This is a genomic window from Shimia aestuarii (assembly GCF_900114635.1).
Classification (GTDB): Bacteria; Pseudomonadota; Alphaproteobacteria; order Rhodobacterales; family Rhodobacteraceae; genus Shimia; species Shimia aestuarii.
Map to the genome: position 1 here is coordinate 168332 of NZ_FOTQ01000006.1, position 21818 is coordinate 190149.

A 21818-nucleotide genomic window follows, 5' to 3' on the forward strand; every position below is an offset into this window, starting at 1 on the left:
ATCTGCTGGAAGAAAAAAATGCAATCGGCACAAGACCACTTCTCGATGCAATGGGCAAATCCTGGCAATCTCCAATCTTTTGGGTGCTTATGCCATGGACGGCGCGGCTCACGACAACTCAACGGAGTTCCATGAAGATATGAAGAAAAGCGTAAAACGCGTAGTCCACGTCCTGTTTTCGGGGCTTGGCGGGCATGGTGCCGTCATGTTTGGGATGTTGGATGCCGGTTTTTACTCCGATGCCGAACATCTGGTCTTGTTGACCGGCGTTGAGCCCCCTCTTCAAGACTATGTCGACCGTCTTGAGCAGCGCAATATTGAGTGGCGCTATGTTCGCAAACAGCCCGGACGTGCCTATGTGTCGTTCTACAAGACTTTGCGTAGGGCCATTTTCGAATCCGATCCAGACTTGGTTTTTGTCCATGGTCTGGCCACAATCCCCTCGGTTGTGTGGAATCGTACGCGTGCCGTGGTATTGGTTCGTGAAACTGAACCTCAATCGACAAAGTCAAAAAAGGACTGGGGAGCGTTGGCCGTTGCCCACGCCAATGTGGATGCCATAGTTCATCTTACTGAAGATGCTGCTAAGACGGCGTCGGCCAAACTGCGTGCCCTGCACCGACCGGGCAAAGTCCACATAATAGCGAATGGCCTCGACATCGATTTCTTTAGCCCTGCGCGGCAAGGTAGCCATGCGATCCTTGAGGGAGATATTGTGCGGTTGGGTATGGTGGCACGACTTCAGCCCAGCAAGGATCATCTGACTCTGATTGATGCTTTTGATCGACTTTGTTCGGATCGTCCTTCGCTCGACGCACGACTGGAGATCGCGGGAGATGGCGCAACACTTCCCGCAATCGAAGCCGAGATTGAAAGCCGTGGACTACAAAGCCGCGTTACCTTGCATGGCACTTTGGGCGCCGAAGGCGTTCGCGATTTGTTGCGCAGCCTTGATATTTACGTTCACGCCAGCCTTGGGGAGACAATGAGCAACTCGATCATGCAAGCCATGGCGGTTGGGTTGCCAGTAATTGCTGGCGCCGTTTCAGGCGTCACCAATATGGTCACCCCGGATGTGGGTATTCTATATACTTCTCGCGACGTACATGCCCTAAAATCAGCAATTGCAGGGTTGTTGGACAATCCGGAGCAAGCACGAAGTTTGGGAGCGGCATCGCGGGCGCAGGCCGTGCGCCTATATGATGCACGAACGACCGCGCGGGCCTATGAAGACTTGGCGGAACAACTCTTCAGGGCAAAGGCTGGCATGTGATGCCTACGGTATTGCATCTTATCCCTTACGACACGGTTGGAGGAGTGGAAACGGCTGCTCGGTCTGTTCCGGCGACTTGGGACGGGGCGGCAGGTCCGGTTCGCTATCGCCGTGGCTACCTGGTGACACATTCACCGGTCGATGTGTTCCCGGACGATTGGCATGGGGCGGCAGTATCGGTCAATCGTCCTGATGCGCACTGGAAACTATTGCGGTTTGCCTTGGAGAGCCGCCCAGATTTGGTTGTTGCATCGCTTTGGCGAAGTTGTCCGACGCTGATTGCGTTAAAATTTCTTCGCCCGCGAACGAAATATGTTTTGTTTCTGCATTCTGCAGTTGATGTCCATGTATTCGACAAGGTGTTGAACCGAGTGGCCATGTTCATCGCGGACGAGATCTGGGCGGACTCTGAAACGACACTGGCTGCGCGGGTTCCCTCGAAGGTACGCGAGCGAGCGAAGGTACTATCGTTTTTGACACAAAGGCCCCCATACCTTCCAAATGCCCGGGAAAAAGATCCGGAAAGACCAATTGCACCAAATTTTGTCTATTGGGGGCGTTTGCAATCTGAAAAGAACCTTGGTCTGGCGCTCGAAGTGTTTGCGGCTGTTCATCAATTGTTGCCCGACTCCAAGTTCGACATTTTTGGCCCGGATCGCGGTTCGCTTGATGAGTTGCAAGAGCAAGTGGCCGAGTTGAAACTTGGCGACGCTGTGCGATTTCTCGGTGCTGTGCCCCAGGAGGACTTGTTGACGAATGCTTGCGGATACAGTTTCTACCTGCAGACCAGCCTTTTCGAAGGGATGGCCATGTCAGTTATCGAAGCGATGGCGATGGGGTTGGTACCAGTGGTAACACCTGTGGGCGAGATACCCTCTTATTGTCACGATGGGCATACCGGAATTCACGTCACCACATCGGGAGAAACCGCGCAACGGATCGTCGAGTTGATCTCCCAGCCAGGCTCTTGGCGTGAGATGTCGTCACGTGCGGCAGACAGATGGGCTGAGGCGAGGTTGTTTCAGGATGACTACCGCGATGCCTGTGACAATCTTCTTTCGAGAAATCAGGCAGGGGGGGGCACGTAATGTGTGGATTGGCTGGTTTTGCTTTGTTCCGCCCTTTCGACGAAGCCGCTCAGGCGCGCGATACGTTGCAGAGTATGACCCGGTCAATACAACATCGAGGCCCCGATGCTGAAGGCCACTGGCTAGATGAAGAACATGGCGTCGCGCTCGGTCACAGGCGACTGTCGATCCTAGACTTGAGTCCAACCGGCGCACAGCCCATGGAGTCGCCTTGTGATCGTTACGTTATCGTTTTTAATGGTGAAATATACAACCATAGATCTATGCGCCAAAAATTGGAGCAAGGTGCGCCGGGTATTGCGTGGAGTGGCCATTCAGATACAGAAACACTTCTTGTTGCCGTTGCCGAGTGGGGGGTGGAACGCGCTCTCAAAGAATCCTTCGGAATGTTCGCGGTCGCACTTTGGGACAGACAGAAACACGTTCTTACGCTTGCGCGGGATAGGATGGGGGAAAAACCTCTCTATTATTCGAACCAAGACGGGAAGTGGATTTTCGGTTCTGAGTTGCGTGCATTGCGGGCGGGGGGAATCAAGACGCAGGTCGACCAAGCCGCACTCGCTTCGTATCTAAGGATTGGCTACGTGCCGGATCACCTTTGTATCCTCGAGGGTGTTCACAAGGTAATGCCTGGCAGTATCGTGCAATTGCGTGCTGGCTCGAAACCAGTCCAGATGCGCTATTCTGCGGTCGAAACGCAATTTGGCCAGCCTGCCACCATAACCGATACCGATGAGGCCGTTGCGCAACTGGAGAGCGCCCTTGATGAGGTGGTGAGCGAACAGATGCTCAGCGATGTACCGTTGGGGTGCTTTCTGTCTGGCGGCGTTGATTCCTCTTTGGTTGCCAGTTTGATGCAGGCCGGCTCTGACAAGCAGATTCGAACATTTTCTATTGGCTTTGACGATGCTCGGTTCAACGAAGCGCCCCATGCTGCCGCTGTGGCCCGGCACCTAGGCACGAACCACACAGAGTTCATACTCACAGAAGATGATGCTCTGGCCATCATCGCGGACCTGCCTCGCATTTATGATGAGCCATTCGCCGATAGTTCGCAGATACCGACCACATTGCTTTGTCGCTCTGCGCGCAAACACGTTACCGTCGCATTGACCGGCGATGGTGGAGACGAAGTCTTTGGTGGATACAACCGTCACATCCGCGGACCCAAAATGTGGGAGCAGATTTCTCGGCTTCCTAAAGTCCTACGCAACATTGGTGCCGGGGCTGTCGGAAGTGCTGCGCGGTTTGGATTGCGGAACGAACGAGTGTCTCGGAATGTGATCTCAATTCTGGGTCTTCCACTCACAACATTGGATAACCTGCCCAAACTCGCTGCGGCACTTCGTGCAACGGGTGACGCAGAAGAGTTCTACCAGATATTTATTGCGGCTGGGCAACTTCGGGATTCCGCACTGCGCGAAACTATTCCACCAATAGCCTCTGACTCGCGGGCACTGAATCCGTCGGGATTAGACTTGGCAGAATGGATGATGGCACGTGACATGACCGGCTATTTGCCCGGCGACATTTTGGTCAAGGTGGATAGAGCGGCCATGAGCGTTGGTTTGGAAACGCGTGCGCCGTTTCTGGATGCGCGGGTAGCAAATCTGGCACGACAAATCCCTATTGGGTTTCATGTAGATGGTCGCACCGGCAAGAAGTTGCTCCGAGAGCTGCTTTACCGCCATGTTCCGCAAGCATTGATCGAACGTCCAAAGCAAGGCTTCGCAATGCCCTTGGATGATTGGCTGAGAGGGGCCTTGTACGAATGGGGTTCGCAGTTGATTGCGGACACGGAAACGATTTCAAATTTGGGTCTGGATGCAGGTTTCATTGAAACTCTGTGGGAGCGACATCAAAAACGGCGGGTAAACGCGGGAAAAGAGGTGTGGGCACTTCTGATGTTGCTATTGTGGGCAAGAGATGTCGGTATCGGAAGGCCGGTTTGCTAAAGCCAACATAGTCGATACCCAGACGCGTCATGAGGATGGTCCTTCGTTTCGGACAGCGGGTCGGCTTTTCCAAGGCTCACTGAGATTTGAATGCTCAAACCTGACTGGAAACCTCTTGAGCAGCCACTGGATTGTTCCTTCTCGCTCGCTTAGGGCGCTGCCCATCTATCGGGCTGGCAATGAAGCGACCCAGCTTCACGGACTATCAGATTTTCGGTATCTCGGCGGAGAATAACGTCGACGCGAAGTGTGGTGGTCATAACCCGCCCTCCGAAAGGTTCTCGATTTGAGGTTAGCCTGCTCTCCAGCTGAGCAGACGGGCGACGAAGAGAAGCCGTTTCAGCGAGCCTCAGATTATTGGTATTCTGAAAGAGCACTAGGCGGGCTTGTAGACCGGTGAGCTGTGCCGCAAGCACGGGATCAGGTCAGTCCTTGCGGGAGCGGTCTCAAGGAGATTGCTGACATTGTCGGAACCAAGCGAACGCATTCCTTCAAAATGTTCAGATCGGAAGATCTTGTCTCTTGCGCACCGAGATAAGACACGTGCTGCAAACCCGAGAGATGGGGGTGGTCGCAAGATGATCAGACATGCTTGCGACCACCGGCGTCAAGAAACCAGTCATCCGGATAAGGGTACCACCAGTCCGCCTCCTTGGCGACCGGGTCCAAGATGACCATCTTGGGCTGGCGGAACGCATCCAGTCCAAGCCGCCCCAGCGCTCGCCCCATGCCCGAATTCTTGATCCCGCCAAAGGGAAGGGCGTCATTGTCGACCAACGGGTTGTTGACCCAGACCATTCCAGCCTCGAGCCGGTCAATCGCCTCGTGCGCCTCGGTGAGGTCATTCGTAAAGATGCAGGCACCCAAACCGAAATCCGAGTCATTGGCCATGGCAATCGCCTCGTCGAAGGATCGGGTCCGCACGATGGACACGACAGGGCCGAAAATCTCTTCGTTGAGGATACCCATGTCCGGGGTAACATCCGTGACAACCGTCGGTTCCAGGTACCAGCCCGTTTCCAGGCCCTCGGGGATGCCTCCACCCAGAGCAATTGTGGCGCCCTTGGCCCGTGCCCGTTCGATCCAGCCCAGTACCTTGTCACGCGCTGCCTGTGACACGAGAGGTCCGATCTCGGCCACGCCGAGACCGTTGCCGACACGCAATTGACGCGCGCGGGCAACAAAGGCAGCAACGAAGTCATCATGCACTTCTTCATCGACATATATCCGCTCGGTTGATGTGCAGACCTGACCGGATTGCAGGTACACGCCGGTCACGGCTCCGGCGGCGGCCACGGCTATGTCGGCATTGCGTGTCACGATCATCGGATCGTTGCCGCCCCCCTCGATGATGCAGGGTTTCATCCGGGCGGCGGCTTCTACCGCAACCATGCGCCCGACTTCGGCTGACCCTGTAAAGGCAATGCCGTGGGTCTTGTTGCTGTTGATCAAGTGTTTGCCTATCTCCGCACCCCCTGCGACGCAGGCGACAAGATCCGCGGGTAGCCCATCGAAAAATCTCATGAAGGCAAGAGTGCAGAGCGACCCGGCCGGGGCGGCCTTCAGCACGATCCCATTCCCTGCGGCAAGTGAGGCGGCGATGGTCCAGCATCCGAGGATCAGAGGGAAGTTGTAGGGCACGATATGCACCGACACGCCAAGGGGCGCATAGGTCTGGAACTGGAATGATCCGGGCTGCATGGTGCCCGCGATCCTGCCTGCGTCGTCTCGGGCCAGTTCTGCGAAATATCGGAACACCGGTGGGATATTGGCAATCTCGCCAATCGCCTCTGGGTAGGGTTTGCCGATCTCGCGGGTCATGGTGATGGCAATGTCGGTCATGTCTGCCCGTTCCATGGCGTCTGCGATACCGTGCAGCAGGCCTGCCCGGGTCTTGCAGTCCATCTTAGCCCAGGTTTTCTGCGCAGCATTTACACGGTCGAGGATTTGCTCCAACTGTGCCCCGGATGGTGTGCCGATCGCGCCGATGTCCGCGAGCGTTGCCGGGTCAACCGCCATTTGTTGTGGGCCTTCCGTCGCAACGTATTCTGGGGAAAGGTAATAGCAGGGCGAAAGAACGTCAGGCATGGGACACTCCTTGGGGGATTGGTAAGTCGCGTCCCAGATCAAGCGCGGCGTCTGCCCATCCGGGCAGTTCGCTTTCGAGAAACGAAGAGATGTCGGACAACCCGGCATCGGCCAGCGCGGCTTGGAGCTGCTTGACTACGCGGGGGATGAATTTCAGGTAGCGCGGCTTGGCATCGCGCTGGCACAGGCGGACAAACACGCCGAGAATGCGCGTGTGCCTTTGTGCCCCCAGTAGCGCAAAACGATGGCGGATCTCTTCCGCCGAGCCCAGTTGTGCGGGGGCATTTGCGAGGTAGTGATCGAGTAGCTGTGTCTCGAGATCCGGGGCGAGATCGCGCCGCGCATCCTGAAGCAACGACACGAGGTCATACTCACAGGGCCCCAGAATGCCGTCCTGGAAATCCAGCAGGCCACAGCGCTTGATGCCTGCGCGTTGTGAAAGGAACATGAGATTGTCGACGTGGAAATCTCTGAGCACCAGCGTGTCGAACCGCTGGGCGACCGGCGCCAGCGCATCGCGCCAAAGACCGAGGAAGGTGTCCGCAAAGCCGGTCCTGTCGATGGCCGGGATTATCGCAGGCGCGAACCAGTCGGCAAAGATCTTCAACTCGGTCAGGTGAACCGCGAGATCGTAGCGAGGCTGATCGACGTCGTTGCCCCTTGGGTCATGGTGAAGATGCAGTAAGGCGTCCACGGCAAGCTTATAGAGCTCTGCTTCGTCATACCCGTCGTCCAAGCAGACCGCATAGGTGCCTTCGCCGAAATCCTCGACCAGGGCTATGCCATGTACGGGATCGGCGCCAAACACCCGTGGTGCCGACAAGCCGAGGTCGTTCAGGTGATGCGACAGGCGCAGATAAGCGGCAAACCCCGGCGGGTCATGCCTGTCGATCATCAACAACACCCCTTCGCCCTGCACGCGGTAATACCGGCGCGGGGAGGCGTCGGCCTCAAACAGCTCCAACCCGAACCGATCCAGCCCATGACGGGCCAGAAAGGCACGTGCCGGGGCCGGAAGCTGAGAAGCCGATGCGGCGGCCTGTGCGTGAAGCGACCGGTTCATCGGATCATGTAGACCTTCTTGACCGTTTCGTGGACGGTGCAGGTGCCTTTCCAGTCCTGAGGGAAAAAGGCGGCCGTATCGGGTGTCACTTCGATGACATCGCCATTTTCATGGACGTAGGTGCAGCGCCCTTCCAGAAAGTGACAAAACTCGTCCTTGGTGACGTGGCAGTTCCATTTACCCGGGGTGCAGATCCACAATCCGCATTCACTTTCGCCGTTGGGGCCTTTGTAGAGGACCCGGCCGGAGGTGTGGCTTTCGCCCTCGATCATGGTCGGGATGAGGCCCCAGTCCACCGTGTCGGTGATTTGCAGCGGGTTTTGCATCACGTGTGCTTTCATGGTCTCGGTTCCAGTTCAGACAAGCATGTAGATGTTGCGGAGCGTTTCAGTGATCTCGGCAGTACCTTCCCACCCGGCGGGAAACAGCACACATGTGCCGGTGGTGGCTTCGATCACTTCGTCCGTTCCATCGCGGCGGTAGATCACATGGCCTTCCACGAAGTGGCAGAATTCATCCCGCGGCACGGAAATGCGCCACGTACCGGGGGTGCAGACCCAAACACCGGTTTCCGGGGAATTGCCCGGCCCCTTGTGCAGGAGCCTGCCGGTGGAATGCGATTGCCCGTCGAGCATGTCGGGTTGTGGTCCCCAGTCGAGCAGGTCGTCATAGATGGATGCCCCATGGATATGGGGCGCCGAAGAGGCCAGGTTGGTCACGCGTTCTTCTCCGCCAGTTCGACCAGCAGCTTGGCTGCCTTTTCTTGGCCGTTTTGCGATTGCATATGCGCTGACGTGGCCTTGAGCTTGGCGGCCATGGCTTCGTCGTTCAGGCAGGCTTCGATCTTTTCGACAAGCTCCTCGTCGCTCCATTCGTAGCGATCGGACCGGAACCCGTGGCCGGTTTCCTGCACACGCATGGCGTTGTCGTGGCCATCCCAGACATAGGACATGATGATCGCGGGCTTGCCGAAATAGAGGCATTCGGTGAATGAGTTGTTCCCCCCGTGGTGAATGACAACGTCGACTTGCGGAATAACCGAAGGCTGCGGGAACCAGCCGTCTATGATCACGTTGTCGGGGATGTCGGAATACTCTTCTTTGTAATCGCCCACGTTCACCAGCGCCCGATATCGACTTTGTCCGATGAGCGTAATCAGCCGCTTGAGCAGATCGGTATCGCCGGCCCCAAGTGAGCCGAACGAGACATACAGAAGCGGCCCGTCATTGTTTTTCTGGAAGGTTGGCACCTCGTAGGGCTCGTCCTGACGCACACAGCCTTCGAGATATTGAAACTGTGCCGGATCAAGTGGCTTGGACCGGGTGTACTTGGCCTGTTCGGGATACAGCAGCAGGTTCATGAACGGCGACGCTTCAAAAAATTGACCCACCGGGTAGGCGTCTTCGTTGCAGGTGCCCAGGAACGCGTTGAAATCATCGTGGATCGGTTTGATCACCTCGTTGAACCGCGCCCGAAAGGCCGCGTGGCCTTCGGTGTCGTTTTCGGACATGCCTGACAGGTGCGGCGGGATGGAGTCGTCTTCGATCTCGTTCTCTGAGCAGGAGATGATCCGTACCCAAGGTACGCCGTGCTGCTTGATGGCAGGGAACAGGATCACGTTGTCGACGGAAATCACGTCCGGCTTGATCTTTGCCAGAATACCTGGCAGATCCTTCTGCGCCCATTTTGCACTGTCCACGATGGCTTCCCAGCATTCCTTGACATAGTTGTCGATCTGGTCGATCGGCGCCTTTCGGAAGTTGGGGATGTGGCCGTTGATGAAATCCTCCCAGAACTTCGCCATCTGCTCGGGGGGCATCGGTTCCGAAAGGTTGACCGGGTGCGCCTCGAATCCATAGCCCTCATAGACCTCGACGAACCCTGGGTCCGACAGGAATACCGCCTTGTGACCCATGCGCTCGACCGCCTGTGCAATTCCGACCGAGTTCAGGGCAGGCCCAAACGCCGCCTCGGGAAAGAAGGCAAAGGTTTTCTGTTCCATGAAAGTCTCCTCTGTTGTGTATGCCCGCCTTTGGCGGGCGTTATTGTCGGCCGCTTCAGGCGGCAAAAACGCGTGTATCCCTTGCCGCCCAGCCGACGGTGATCTCGTCGCCAATCGAAAGGGGACGGGCTTCGGCGGCGTCTGCTGTCAGGCGCACCATGACCGAGTCCGGTGACAGCGGGGTTTCGAGATGCAGCTGCAGGTCAAGGCCGTGATAGGCCATGGCACTCACCCGACCGGTGAGGCTGTTTTCCCCTTTTCCGACATCAAGGTGCAGCCGCTCAGGACGTACCGCCGCAACGGCGTCGCTGTTGTTGGCGACGGCATCATCGAGATCGGCAAAGACCCTGCCGCCGTCATTCGCCAGGAGGTGATCGCCGGAACGCCGAACCGGAAAGAAGTTCATCACCCCGATGAAATCGGCGGCAAAACGGCTTTGCGGGTGTTCGTAAATGTCTTGCGGGCTGCCGCATTGCAGCAGCGCCCCATCTTGCAGGATGGCAATCCGGTCGGCCATGACCAAGGCTTCTTCCTGATCATGGGTCACGATGATGAAGGTGATGCCGAATTCGTGTTGGATGCGCTTGAGTTCGAGCTGCATTTCGCCACGCAGTTTCTTGTCAAGCGCCCCAAGCGGCTCATCCAGCAGGAGCAGTCGGGGGCGTTTCACAAGGGCGCGCGCCAAAGCGACGCGTTGGCGTTGACCGCCCGACAACTGGTCCGGCTTGCGGGTCGCAAGGTGGGACAATTGGATGACTTCGAGTATGTCGGCCACCCGGCTTTTGATTTCGGTCCGGGGCAGCTTTTCCATCTCCAGCCCGTAGGCAATGTTCTGCGCTACGGTCATGTGCGGAAACAGCGCGTAGGACTGGAACATCAGGTTCACCGGGCGATGATTTGGCAAGGTGTGGGTGATGTCGCGCCCGTCAAGAGTGATCGAGCCCGCCGTCGGCATCTCGAACCCGGCGAGCATCCGCAACAGCGTCGTCTTGCCGCTGCCGGAAGCGCCAAGCAGCGCGAAGAACTCGTTTTCAAGGATATCCAGATCGATCCCGGCGACGGCCTGAACCGCGCCAAAGTGTTTTTTGATATTCCGAAGTGACAGCATGGTCTGGGTCATTGTCCCGGAAGCCCTCCGCGGTTGAGCCGTTGTGACAGGGCCAGCGCGATAACAGACAGCGTCATCACGATAGTGGCCAGTGCATTGATTTCAGGCGTGACGCCAAAGCGGATCATGGCGAAGATCTGCATGGGCAGAGTGATTGAATCACGCCCCGCACCCGCTGTGAAAAAGGCGATGATGAATTCATCTACGGACAGGGTGAATGCCAGTAGCGCACCCGCGATGACCGCAGGGAGCATGACGGGAATGACCACGCGCCAGAGGGTAATCGGTGTGGATGCGCCAAGGTCCGCAGAGGCTTCGACGATCGACCAGTCGAAGGTTTTGAGACGGGCACGAACCACCGAGCAGACAAAGGCCAAGTTGAAGACGACGTGACTCACGATGACCGTGTGCAATCCCATCGTGACATTGAGCATCGAGAAAAAGCTGAGAAGGGCGATGGCGAGCACGATGTCGGGAATGATCATCGGCGCGAAAATGATGGTTTCGAGAAAACGACCCTTGCGACGGCGGATCTCGACGCCAATCGCCAGCAACGTGCCAAGCATCGTCGCCAACAGGGTCGATACCACGGCAACGATCAGTGTGTTCAGGGCCGCCCCGATGATTTCCTTGTTGCGGAAAAGCTCTCCGTACCATTTGACAGAAAAACCGGTCCAGGCCGTCGGCAGACCGCCTTCGTTGAAAGACAGTGCGAAAAGCACCGAGATCGGGATGTAAAGGAAGGCGAAGACTGCCGACAGGATCATCAGCATGAGGCGGGGATTGGCTTGCGAGCGCATCAGCTTTCCTCCTTGCGCGCACCTGAGGCGCGCTCGGTGGCAAAGGTCTGAAGCGTCAGCAGTCCCATCATGATTGCGATCAGGAACATCGACAGCGCGGCTCCGAATGGCCAGTCATTGGCGGTGAGAAACTGTGCGTAGACAAGGTTGCCAATCATCTGGAACTGACCGCCACCCAAGAGTGCGGGGGTCACGAAGTTCCCGATGGAGAGCACGAAGACGAACACGAACCCCGTCGCGATGCCGGGCGCGGTCATCGGCAGCGTCACTCGGCGAAAGGTGGTCCAGCCCGATCCGCCAAGGTCGCGCGATGCTTCGATCACCTCTGGGTTCAGGCGCGAAAGGGGGGCATAACAGGCGAGGATCACGAAGGGCAGGTAATTGTACACGAGGCCGACCACCACCGCGCTTTCGGTGTAAAGCAGGCGCGGCAATTCCCCGTCATAGCCAAGAGAATGAACCACCGATGCAATCAGGCCCTCGCGGTTCAGCAACACGATCCAGGCATAGGTCCGCACCAGGTAGTTCGACCAGAACGGCAGCACCGCAAAGAACAGGAGCATCGGCTGCCGCCGGGAAGGGGCCGCGGCGATGGCATAGGCCGCCGCATAGCCGACGATCACGGCGATCAGCGCCGACGTGCCTGCAATGGTCGCGGATTTCACGAAAATACCGGCGTAGAGCGGATCAAAAACCAGCCAGATGTTTTCCAATGTAAATGTGTATTCGATCCCCCCGTAAATCCCCCGGCGGAAGAACGCTAAAACCAGGATCAGCAGGCAAGGGATCACCATCAGACCCGTCAACCAAGCCAGCGCAGGCGTCATCAGGTAGAGGGATTTGCGGTCGGTCATCGGTTTCTCTCGAGAGGAGCAGGCGGCAGGCGCGACGGGGGTAATCGACAGTTCGGGCACAGTGGCCCGGCACCCATGGGTGCGCCGGGCCACAATGTGTTGTGCGTGGATTGGTCGCCTTAGTCGGCGGCCTTGATCTCGGACACCGCGCGGGCGTAGGCGCGCGTGGCCTCTCCGACGTCGCGCAGCTGCTCATAGCCGATCAGCACGTCCGGGGTGATGCCCATGTTGGGGAAGGTTGCGAACATGTCTGCCGACAAGGCGGACATGGCCGGCTCGTTCGGTACCTTGTAGAGAATGTTCTCCGCTGCCCAGCCATGGTTCTTTGCGTCCAGAATGAAGTTCACGAAACTGTAGGCCGCATCCTTGTTTTCTGAATTCTTCAGGATCACCATCGTGTCGACCCAAAGGTCGGACCCTTCGGACGGGATAACGTATTTAATGTCCGCGTTTTCGGCGATGCCGTAGTTGCACCATCCGTCCCAAGCGTGTACCAGTTCCGCTTCGCCCGAGACCAGCTTGGCGTAGAACGTCGCGTCGTCATAGGCCAGCAAGGTGTCCTTGGCTTCGATCAGCAAGTCACGCACCTCGCCCAGCTTGTCGGCATCGGTTTCGTTGACCGAATAGCCCTTGGCCAGGAACCCCGCGCCCAGCAGCCAGCGGTCAGTGGCCAACATCGTGGTCTTGCCGCGTACGGCGTCAGCAGGTGCCAAAAGATCCATCCAGCTGTCTGGGGCATCCGCCACGAGGTCGGAACGATAGCAAAGCCCGGTCGTCCCCCATGCGTAGGGCACCGAGAATGCGTTGCCGGGATCATGCTCAAGCTTGGTCGCCTGCTCATACAGGTTGGCGATGTTGGGGATCTTTGCATGATCCAGCTCTTCGGCAAGGCCGAGATTGTGCAGAACTTCGGCGAACGGTGAGGAGACGAAGACAACATCATAGCCTTTGCCCTTGGACGCGATCAACTTGCCCATGATTTCTTCGTTGGTGCCGTGCAGGACCAGTTCTGCACTGTTTCCGCTGGCCGTGTTGAATGCGTCAATGGCGTCTGGCGCCATATAGCCGTCCCAGTTTGAAACCACTAAACCCTCTGCTGACAATGCCGTTGCACTGCAGATCATGCCGAACCCGATGGCCGTAAGTGTCTTGGGGAAATGTCGAAGCATTCCAATCCTCCTTGTTGTCCTTGTTCCGCCGCCTTTTTTTGTTCGGGCGATCCTTGGTTCTGTTGTTCGCGGCTGTTGTTCGCCGATCTGTTTTGAGTATTAATGAAAGAAAAAGTACGTCAAACTGTATTCGATGTTCTTTTTGGGATCGCGCGTTCGGTCGGCGCTGAAGTCAAGGTGAGGATGGGGAAAATGCCGGAAACTCGACGTAATACTAGGCAGAGCCACATATCGCTCGCCAAGCAGATACTGAATGTCGCATTGGAGCGCGGAATGAAGCCCGGAGATCACCTCCCTGAGCAGGCCTTTTCGGAGGTGTGCGGTGTGTCCAGGACGCCAATACGGTCGGCGTTTAAGCTTATGGAAGAAAAGAGTATTCTGCACTGGAGGCAGGAGGAGGGGTACTTCCTTTCGGTGGCTGCGGGTGGTCAGGCTGCCAAGGCCCTGCGGGATCTGGAGGAGGCCGAGGATTCTCTTGCGCATCGCATACTGTCAGACAGGGCTGAGCGCCGTATTGATGAGGTGCAGTCGGTGAGTGCGCTTGCTCGAAGATATGGCGCTTCAAGGAATGCGGTATTACTTGCGCTAAAAATACTGTCTCAGGATGGAATTGTGGCACAATTGCCGGGCCGCGCATGGGCGTTTCAACCCATGATCGATTCGCCCAAGTCAATCGACGAGAGCTTTGATTTCCGCCTCACAATGGAGCCACAGGCCATACTCGCACCGGGTTTTTCGCTCGACATCAAGCGTGCTGGCCTGTTGCGAACGCAGGCTGAAGAGTTTCTGAATGCAGACGAGGAGCGCATTACACACGGCGGGTTCCGCCGGATCGACAACGAGTTTCACGTTCTTATCGCTCAATGCTCGGCCAATCGCTTCGTTCGCGGCGGCTTGCTGGTTCATCATCGATTGCGAAAGGCGTCACGACGGGGTAGCTCGACGCCAAATTTCCGGTTGAGGCAAGCCATGGCTGAGCATCTTGAAATTCTGGACAGCCTTGAGCGTAACCAATTCGATCTGGCCGCCGACCAGATGGTCGTTCATCTGAGACGATCGCGGATTCGCCGCCCTGAGGCCGCCAACCGAGGTATTCCGCCCCTCTTGAGAGGGCCGCGCGCATGACAAGGAAACCGACAATCGCCCTGTTTCCTGAAGCCGGGTTTGGCGCTGGGCTGAACTGCGTCGGCATTGCCCAGAAGCTGCGGGAACAAGGAGCCAACCCGGTATTCATCTGCCATCCCGGTTTTACCGGTGTTTTCGCGGAATACGGATTCAAGGAATACCACCTACCGCAATCGCTCAGGGCCAGCGACGAAGCGACGGAAGACTACTGGCAGAGTTTCATCACAACCCACTTGCCCCATTTCAAGCTCAACCCAATCGAACAATTGGAGACTTACGTTGCGCCCACTTGGGAGGCCATCGTAGACACAGCAATCTCGGTTGAAGATGATCTTGAAGCTCTTTTGGATCGGATCAAACCAGACGCGATTCTTCTGGACAACGTGATCATGTTTCCCGCCGTTGCAAAGGCAGGTTGCCCCTGGGTTCGTATCGTTTCTTGCGCGGAAACCGAGCTTCCCGATCCTAAGGTTCCCCCCTACCTTTCCGGGCTTGCGCCGGAAGCCGCGAAAAAATGTGCCACATTCAAAAAGGCGTATGAAAAGGCCACTCGGGCCGCACACAAACGATACAACGAGTTTCGCAAGAAGCGGGGGTTGCCCCAGCTCGCGTCCGGGATTTTCCTGGAACCCTCTCCTAACTTGAATCTGCTACTTGCTCCGAGCGCCATCCGATATGATCGCGAACAGCAACTTGCCGACGACAGTTTCGTCTTCCTTGAAGGATGTGTTCGACAGGAAACCCATTTTGAGATGCCGGACTTTCCGGCCACCAATGGCCCATTAATTTACACCAGCTTCGGGTCGCTGGGGGCCATTGACACGGATCTGATCCGAAGAATGATCGACGTTTTCGCAACCATTCCCGCCCGTTTTATTGTCAATGCAGGTGGTTTCGAAGAATCCTATGAACACATCCCCGACAATGTTCACCTGGGCAGTTGGTTTCCGCAGCCGTCCGTCGTGGCAGACACGGCACTGTTCATTCACCATGGAGGGAACAACAGCTTTTGCGAGGCTCTGTTTTTTGGGGTTCCTTCGTTGGTCATGCCCTATTGCTGGGATGGACACGACAACGCTCAGCGCGCCGAGGCTAAGGGCGTTGGGCGCCGCGTGGACCGCGCCGGTTGGTCAGCCAAAACATTGAGGGCGGAAATCGTCGCTCTGTTGGAAGACGGCGAAATGCGAACACGTTTGAAAGAAACATCTAAGATGATGCAGGCTAACTCGGGCACCGATAGAGCAGCCCGGGAAGTTTTAAGGGCGTTGTCTGAGGCTAGATGCGGCGAGACGGGCACGGGCTGAACTGGCGTTCTGTCACGTCGCCGAAGTGGTGATGCGTATGACGGGCGCACCCGTTTTCCGGCGACTCCCCATGTTGCGCCTCAGGGGAAACGGCGATGCGGAGCCAAAATGCGGCGCTTGTTTGAATTGGCACCCCTCAGCGCTATTACCAGTCAAAGAGATTGTTCTAACAGGGCGCGGAAGGTGCGAAGCAGTTCGTCCCTTGTTCTTGGGGACTCTCCGATCTGACCCTGCATGAGGTACCGGAAAACACCATCCAGAAGGGCGTAGGATAGTTCGACATTCTCAACAGTCTCGTGTCCTGCCTTTTCAAAGGCGGTGCCGACGATGTCCATCAATTTTTGCTCGATCTCCGCGACGACAGGTTGGAAGGTTGCGTCGAACATCGCCTGCGTACGGATGTCGTACCAGAGGCGGTGGGTCATTTCGTCGTCGATGATCGAGGCAACCAGCGCATTGGAGAAGGCGTCAATGACTTCCGCGCGTCCATTCGCCTTTTCCAGCGCCTCGGTAATGTTACGAACGAACTCTTCCTTGTAGATCGACACGCAATAGATGATCAGGTCTGTGCGATCTTCGAAGTAGTAGTGCAACATGCCTAGGGACATTTCGCTTTTTTCAGCGATGTCGCGAAGGCTCGTGTTGGCATAGCCCAGCTCCTTCAGGGCAAGGATCGCGCTTTCGGCGATCTGGCGCTTTTTCAGGTCGCGTTTCGCGTTCTTGCGTGCCGCGCGGGCCTTTAGTTTGGCGGGCATTTCATTCATGGTGCCTACTTGGTACGGAGCCGGGCAGAATGCAAGCTATTCTGCCCGGCAACCACGCTTATCCCAGCAGAGCGTGGTAGAAAATCTTTGGGAGTTTGCGCCAGACGGGTTTGTGCTGGAATCGCGTCAAGGCCTCGCCGATTTTGTGCTGTTGTTTGTTCGTGATGAAGAAAGGAGGCCGGGGCAGAAGGGTGAACTGCAACGACAAAAGGCCGCGCGGAAAGGGGCGCCAAGGGGCCCTGACCACGGTGCGTTCGGTATCCTCGAGCATGAAGCTGTTGTGCACAGTGCCGATTCCCGAGCCGACATCTTCAAGGGTATGACCCGGGAAGCCCCCCCACGGACAGGCGGTGATCAGAAAGCCGAGCCCGCACCAGCCGTTGATTCCGATTGTGCCATAACGCAGCTTAGATACGATCTCTTCGAACCGTTTCTTGCCGATTTTGCGGATGGTGCGGGGGTGAATGAGGATCTGACACCCCAAGGTGCCCGAGAGTTCGTCGTTGGCATAGGCAATCGCGTTTTCCAGGTAAGTTGCCGGATCGGGCGCCTCCAATTCGATCATGCCCATCGCGGGCCCGAACACTTCGACGGAGCAATTGGCGGGCTGTTCTTCAAGGTCAGAGATCACGAGAGGCGGTGCAGCCTTGCCACGGTCTACCGTTTGGATATTGCGGCCACTGCCCTTGTGAGTCTCAAGGCGTTGCTCGGCACCGGGATACCATGTCGGGCGGGTCGACTTTGCGGCGACGGATTTGACGACCTCCATCAGGCGCGCGCCCTTGTTCCAGCCCTTGGGCATCACGAGCGCTTGGCAGGCGACGCAATTGTGGCCCGAGTTATGCAGTTTCATCGTGGCGATGTTTTCCGCCTGAAACCGGATATCGGCCGCCGACCACGGGCCGGGCACCACTATGGTGGGGCTGACCGAGCCCAACTCGGACGTGAAGCGCTTGGTGTTTTTTGGTGTTCCCGCTTTGCGGTTGGCCTCGGCCTCTTCACCAACGCCCCAGACAATGGCGTCATGGGTGGATCCCGCGCCGGTAATGTGCAGTTCCTCGATAACCGGGTGTTCGCACAGGTAAGCGCCGCCCTTGGCATCGCCCTTGACGATGCGTAAATAACCTTCGTCGATGAAGGGTTTCATGGCGATGCGATAGTAATCGGTCAGGTAGTCATTGACCGGGTTCATCTTGAGGATCACGACCTGATTTTCGAGGATCAGCTTTTGTAGCACGTCCAGAGGCGTGATCGCCGCGACATTGCCGGCACCAAGCACCAGTGCGACCTTGCCGAAACGATCCTTTTCCGGAGTGTCATAAGCAGTGGCTACGTGTTGTTTAAGATTGGAGGCGGTCACGCCGTCCTGCATCCAGACTTCCGCGGAAACACCTGATAGAAGCAGTCGATCCCACAGCGAATGGGGCAGGACCCGTACCGCCAATTGGCCGGTGGCAAGCTGCCGCGTGTGCAAGTGGTCGACGAAGGATTTGCCCTGCATTTGCGACAGGGTGCTGATCAATCCATTGCATCCGGCCATGCAGGCATAAGGGCCGGCAATCCATTCTTCACCGGCGACGGGGGTGCCCGGTTTCAAACCCTTCTTGCGGGCGGATTCCTCGGCCCAACCCTGGGACACGGACATGACTCCATCCTTCATTGCTGATAGAAGCCGGATGCGTTCGGGGATTGGGAGCCGTGCCCATTTGTCCTTGTTCGTATCGAGAATCGCCAGTGCGTCTTCGTATTCGTCGTAGAGAGCGTCCTGTCCCTCAAGTGTTAGTTGGGCAGCATCAAGCATGTCAGATACCTCTCTCGATCAGGATATTCGCGAATTTGTCGCGAAGTTTGTTCTTCAGCATCTTGCCTGTGGCATTGAGGGGGATTTCGTCAGTAAAGACGACGGCGTCGGGAACCTGCCAAGAGGCGACCTTGCCGTCATAAAGCGCGATGATGTCCGCCTCGGATGGGGCGGCGCCTTCGGCTGGGACTGCGATTATGATCGGGCGTTCGTCCCACTTGGGATGCGCGGCGCCGATGGCAGCGGCCATGGCGATGCCCGGATGGGCCACGGCGATGCCTTCGAGATCAACCGAGGAAATCCATTCGCCGCCCGACTTGATAATGTCCTTCGTGCGGTCGCGGATCACCATGAACCCGTCTGCGTCGATGGTCGACACGTCGCCCGTGTCGAACCAGCCGTCTTCGGTCATTGTGCTTGTCTCCTGACCGAAATAGGTGTCGACCACCCAATGACCACGACATTGCAAAGCGCCTTCGGCCTTGCCGTCATGGGGCAGCGGGCTGCCCGCGTCATCCACGATTCGCAAATCGATGCCAAAGGGTGGACGCCCTTGGCCCAAGCGCAGAAGCCCCATCGCATCGGCGTCTAGATCCGCATGTTTTCCCTTGGGCCGATTGGCGGTGCCAAGCGGCGAGGTCTCGGTCATGCCCCAGGCATGGATCGTGTCGCAGTCGTACTTGTCACGGAAGGTCGCGATCATCGACGGTGCCGCCGCCGACCCGCCAATCACGTTGCGGCGCAGAGTCTGCATCTTCGAGCCGCACTTTTCTGCCGCTGCCAGGAGCATCATCCAGATTGTTGGAACTCCCAGCGCCAGAGTCACCTTCTGGTCGTCGATCAACCCCAACAGGCTGTCCCCGTCAAGCATCGACCCCGGCATCACCAGCTTGGCCCCGGTCATAGCTGCTGCATATGGGATGCCCCAAGCATTTGCATGGAACATTGGCACCACGGGGAGTATGACTTCTGCGCTCGACAGACTGAGGGCGTCGGGCAGCGAGATCGCGAAGGTGTGGATCATGGTCGAACGGTTGGAATAAAGCACACCTTTTGGGTTGCCGGTGGTGCCCGACGTATAGCAGAGCGAGCAGGGGCTCTCTTCGTTGAACTGCGGCCACGTATAGTCGACATCACCTTTTTCGATCAGCTCGTCGAAAAAAATTACATCCGGGATCGCCGCTACGACTTCTTCATCGCGCGGTCCCATGAAGACAAAGTGCTTGATCGTCTTGAGGTGGTCGCGCGTGCCGGTGATCAGCGGCATGAAGGTTTTGTCAAAGAAGATAGCCTTGTCGGCAGCATCGTTGCAGATGAAGATGAACTGCTGCGGTGCGAGGCGCGGGTTCAACGTGTGGCAGACCTTGCCCGATCCTGACACCGCGAACCAGATCTTGAGGTGGCGGTGGTTGTTCCAGGCCAGCGTAGCAATCCGGTCGCCTTCCTGCAGACCCAACGTGTCGAGTGCCGAAGCCAGTTTGCGCGAAGCTTCCGCCACTTCGCCCCAGTTGGTGACGTTCAGTTCGCCACTCGTCTCTCGGCTGACGATTTCGGTGTCGGTGTGATATTTGCCCGCGTGTACGACAAGGTCACTGACCAAAAGCGCGTTGCGCATCATGGAACCAAGCATCAGGTTCTTTCCTTTCGAGAAGTTTCTTGTCCGGCCCGCATTGGCGCGGCCCCGGAAATCGCGTTCACTCGGCGGCGACGGCAGCGGTAGCATGCTCGGCCTTGATCATGTCGGCGCATTTCTCGCCAATCATGATCGTCGGAGCGTTAGTATTGCCGGATACAAGCAGCGGCATCACCGAAGCGTCGGCCACGCGCAGTCCTTCCAGACCGCGCACCTTCAATTGTGGGTCGACCACCGCCATGTCATCCACGCCCATCTTGCAGGTGCCGACAGGGTGATAGACCGTGTCGGCCCGGGCGCGAATGTGGTCCTCCCATTCGGCATCAGTCATGTTGTCATGAGTGCCAAACAGTTCCTTGTGGGCATATTTTTTCATCGCAGGGGCCATGAGGATTTCGCGAGTTTTTCGTGCACCTTTGATCAGCGTCTGGAGATCGCGTTCGTCGCTCAGGAACTTGGGGTCGATGCCCGGTGCGTCCATCGGGTCAGCCGATTTCAGGAATACTTCGCCGCGTGAATGCGGGCGCAATACGCAGACATGGCAGGAGTACCCGTGACCGAGGTGCAGCTTGCGCGCGTGATCGTCGACGATTGATATCACGAAATGGGTTTGCACATCTGGTCGGTCGAGATTGGGGTCGGTTTTGAAGAACGACCCGGCTTCCGCGATAGTGGATGCAACCATCGAATTTCCGTGCTTGCGCCATTTGAAAATCTCGGAGGTGAGTTTCATCGTGGCGCGAACCCCGACGCCGATGTTGTCGGTGTCACGGGTCTTGTAGGCGAGGATGAAGTCAAGATGGTCCTGCAGGTTCTGTCCGACGCCGGAAAGTTCGTGCACCATGTCGATCCCATGGCTCGTGATATCCTGCGGTCGACCAACCCCCGAGAGCTGTAGAAGCTGGGGCGATTGGAAAGCGCCACCGCAAAGGATGACCTCTTTGCCGGCGCGCGCTTCGAGATCCTTCTTGCCCTGCCGATACGCCACGCCCACTGCGCGCTTTCCCTCAAAGATGATGCGGGTCGCGCGCGCCTTTGTGATCACCGTCAGGTTGGGGCGGCTTTTCATCACCGGGTGCAGATAGGCGGCGGCAGCTGAACAGCGTTCGCCATTCTTTTCCTTGCTATGAAACTGACTGCACTGATAGAGCGCGGCGCCTTCGTTGTCGCCAGTGTTGAAGTCGGCAATCTCGCGAATCTGGACCTGGGTGTTTGCCTCGATGAAAGCGCGCGAGATCGGACGGGGCGCCTTCTGGTCGGAGACCTGAAGTGGGCCACTATCGCCGTGATGGTCGTCCGCCCCATTTATGTTGTTCTCGGCTTTCTTGAAATAGGGCAGAACCTCGTCCCAGCTCCAGCCGTCACAGCCTAGGCCGGCCCAGCTGTCATAGTCCTCTTTTTGACCGCGGATATAGAGCATGGCATTGATTGCAGAAGAGCCTCCTAGAGCGCGACCTCGCGGCTGGTAACCCTGCCGGCCCCTTAACCCTGGTTGAGGCACGGTCTTGAATGCCCAGTTATTTATCTTTCCATAGCCGGGCAGCATTGCGACAACCCCAATCGGCGCGCGCACGAGAATCCCGTCACCACTGCCTCCCGCTTCGAGCAGGCAGACTCGCACCTTGCGATCCTCGCTTAGCCGCGATGCAATGGTCGCCCCGGCCGATCCTCCTCCCACGATCACGAAATCAAAACTCATTTTTCCCCTCCCTGATATCGCACTCGCGCTCGTCTGCGAGGCATAGTGGCGCCAATACTTGGCGAATCTCCACCCTTTCATCTTAACTTTGA

At 57.4% G+C, this 21818-nt stretch carries 18 protein-coding genes; 5 read left to right on the top strand and 13 right to left on the bottom strand.

The genetic code is table 11. The annotated features are described in order from the left end of the window. Positions 1-94: 94 nt before the first annotated feature. Genes BMZ35_RS14730 through asnB form a run of 3 tightly spaced genes read left to right on the top strand, consistent with a single transcriptional unit; the run spans position 95 to position 4316 of the window. Positions 95-1273, top strand: coding sequence for a glycosyltransferase family 4 protein (locus BMZ35_RS14730; RefSeq protein ID WP_131814390.1), 1179 nt, complete (start codon positions 95-97; stop codon positions 1271-1273). Beyond that, positions 1273-2361 (top strand): glycosyltransferase family 4 protein, encoded by a 1089-nt coding sequence (locus BMZ35_RS14735; protein ID WP_093094627.1) that lies wholly within the window; start codon positions 1273-1275, stop codon positions 2359-2361. Before BMZ35_RS14730 ends, BMZ35_RS14735 begins: the two co-directional genes overlap by 1 nt. Next, entirely contained in the window at positions 2361-4316 is a 1956-nt protein-coding gene (asnB, locus tag BMZ35_RS14740) for an asparagine synthase (glutamine-hydrolyzing) (RefSeq protein WP_093094628.1), read from the top strand. Before BMZ35_RS14735 ends, asnB begins: the two co-directional genes overlap by 1 nt. A 582-nt stretch (positions 4317-4898) precedes the next feature. Here the strand turns inward: asnB and BMZ35_RS14745 are convergent. The 9 genes from BMZ35_RS14745 to BMZ35_RS14785 form a co-directional block, all read right to left on the bottom strand. Continuing rightward, positions 4899-6404 carry an aldehyde dehydrogenase family protein gene (locus BMZ35_RS14745; RefSeq protein WP_093094629.1) on the bottom strand — a complete coding sequence of 502 codons (1506 nt, stop codon included), beginning with the start codon at positions 6402-6404 and terminating at the stop codon, positions 4899-4901. Further along, positions 6397-7467, bottom strand: coding sequence for an aminoglycoside phosphotransferase family protein (locus tag BMZ35_RS14750; protein WP_093094630.1), 1071 nt, complete (start codon positions 7465-7467; stop codon positions 6397-6399). The genes BMZ35_RS14745 and BMZ35_RS14750 overlap by 8 nt, the downstream gene beginning before the upstream one ends. Then, a complete protein-coding gene (locus BMZ35_RS14755) occupies positions 7464-7808 on the bottom strand; it encodes a cupin domain-containing protein (protein ID WP_093094631.1) in 345 nt (114 codons plus the stop codon). The genes BMZ35_RS14750 and BMZ35_RS14755 overlap by 4 nt, the downstream gene beginning before the upstream one ends. Positions 7809-7823: 15 nt before the next feature. Beyond that, positions 7824-8186 (bottom strand): cupin domain-containing protein, encoded by a 363-nt coding sequence (locus BMZ35_RS14760; RefSeq protein ID WP_207502985.1) that lies wholly within the window; start codon positions 8184-8186, stop codon positions 7824-7826. Next, the gene (locus BMZ35_RS14765) at positions 8183-9469 is read right to left on the bottom strand and encodes a glycosyltransferase (RefSeq protein WP_093094632.1); all 1287 of its coding nucleotides are present in this window, start codon (positions 9467-9469) and stop codon (positions 8183-8185) included. The genes BMZ35_RS14760 and BMZ35_RS14765 overlap by 4 nt, the downstream gene beginning before the upstream one ends. A 55-nt stretch (positions 9470-9524) precedes the next feature. Further along, on the bottom strand, positions 9525-10589 hold the full coding sequence (locus BMZ35_RS14770; RefSeq protein ID WP_093094633.1) for an ABC transporter ATP-binding protein: 1065 nt from the start codon (positions 10587-10589) through the stop codon (positions 9525-9527). Beyond that, a complete protein-coding gene (locus tag BMZ35_RS14775; RefSeq protein WP_093094634.1) occupies positions 10586-11377 on the bottom strand; it encodes an ABC transporter permease in 792 nt (263 codons plus the stop codon). Before BMZ35_RS14775 ends, BMZ35_RS14770 begins: the two co-directional genes overlap by 4 nt. Next, a complete protein-coding gene (locus BMZ35_RS14780; protein ID WP_207502987.1) occupies positions 11377-12231 on the bottom strand; it encodes an ABC transporter permease in 855 nt (284 codons plus the stop codon). The genes BMZ35_RS14775 and BMZ35_RS14780 overlap by 1 nt, the downstream gene beginning before the upstream one ends. A 119-nt stretch (positions 12232-12350) precedes the next feature. Next, positions 12351-13400 carry a polyamine ABC transporter substrate-binding protein gene (locus tag BMZ35_RS14785; RefSeq protein WP_093094635.1) on the bottom strand — a complete coding sequence of 350 codons (1050 nt, stop codon included), beginning with the start codon at positions 13398-13400 and terminating at the stop codon, positions 12351-12353. Positions 13401-13502: 102 nt separating this feature from the next. Here BMZ35_RS14785 and BMZ35_RS14790 point away from each other — a divergent pair, with 102 nt between their 5' ends. Together BMZ35_RS14790 and BMZ35_RS14795 are read left to right on the top strand one after the other, a co-directional pair. Next, positions 13503-14525: a GntR family transcriptional regulator gene (locus BMZ35_RS14790; RefSeq protein ID WP_242654815.1), complete on the top strand. Its 1023-nt coding sequence runs from the start codon at positions 13503-13505 to the stop codon at positions 14523-14525. Next, on the top strand, positions 14522-15829 hold the full coding sequence (locus BMZ35_RS14795; protein WP_093094636.1) for a nucleotide disphospho-sugar-binding domain-containing protein: 1308 nt from the start codon (positions 14522-14524) through the stop codon (positions 15827-15829). The genes BMZ35_RS14790 and BMZ35_RS14795 overlap by 4 nt, the downstream gene beginning before the upstream one ends. Before the next feature lie 152 nt (positions 15830-15981). Here BMZ35_RS14795 and BMZ35_RS14800 read toward each other — a convergent pair whose 3' ends face one another. The 4 genes from BMZ35_RS14800 to BMZ35_RS14815 form a co-directional block, all read right to left on the bottom strand. Next, positions 15982-16593 carry a TetR/AcrR family transcriptional regulator gene (locus BMZ35_RS14800; protein WP_093094637.1) on the bottom strand — a complete coding sequence of 204 codons (612 nt, stop codon included), beginning with the start codon at positions 16591-16593 and terminating at the stop codon, positions 15982-15984. A 58-nt stretch (positions 16594-16651) separates the two neighbouring features. Then, positions 16652-18394 (bottom strand): aldehyde dehydrogenase family protein, encoded by a 1743-nt coding sequence (locus tag BMZ35_RS14805; protein ID WP_093094638.1) that lies wholly within the window; start codon positions 18392-18394, stop codon positions 16652-16654. Position 18395: 1 nt separating this feature from the next. Further along, complete coding sequence (locus tag BMZ35_RS14810; RefSeq protein WP_093094716.1) at positions 18396-20024, bottom strand: long-chain-fatty-acid--CoA ligase; 1629 nt, start codon at positions 20022-20024, stop codon at positions 18396-18398. Between the two features lie 64 nt (positions 20025-20088). Then, on the bottom strand, positions 20089-21726 hold the full coding sequence (locus tag BMZ35_RS14815; RefSeq protein ID WP_093094639.1) for a GMC family oxidoreductase: 1638 nt from the start codon (positions 21724-21726) through the stop codon (positions 20089-20091). Positions 21727-21818 lie beyond the last annotated feature (92 nt).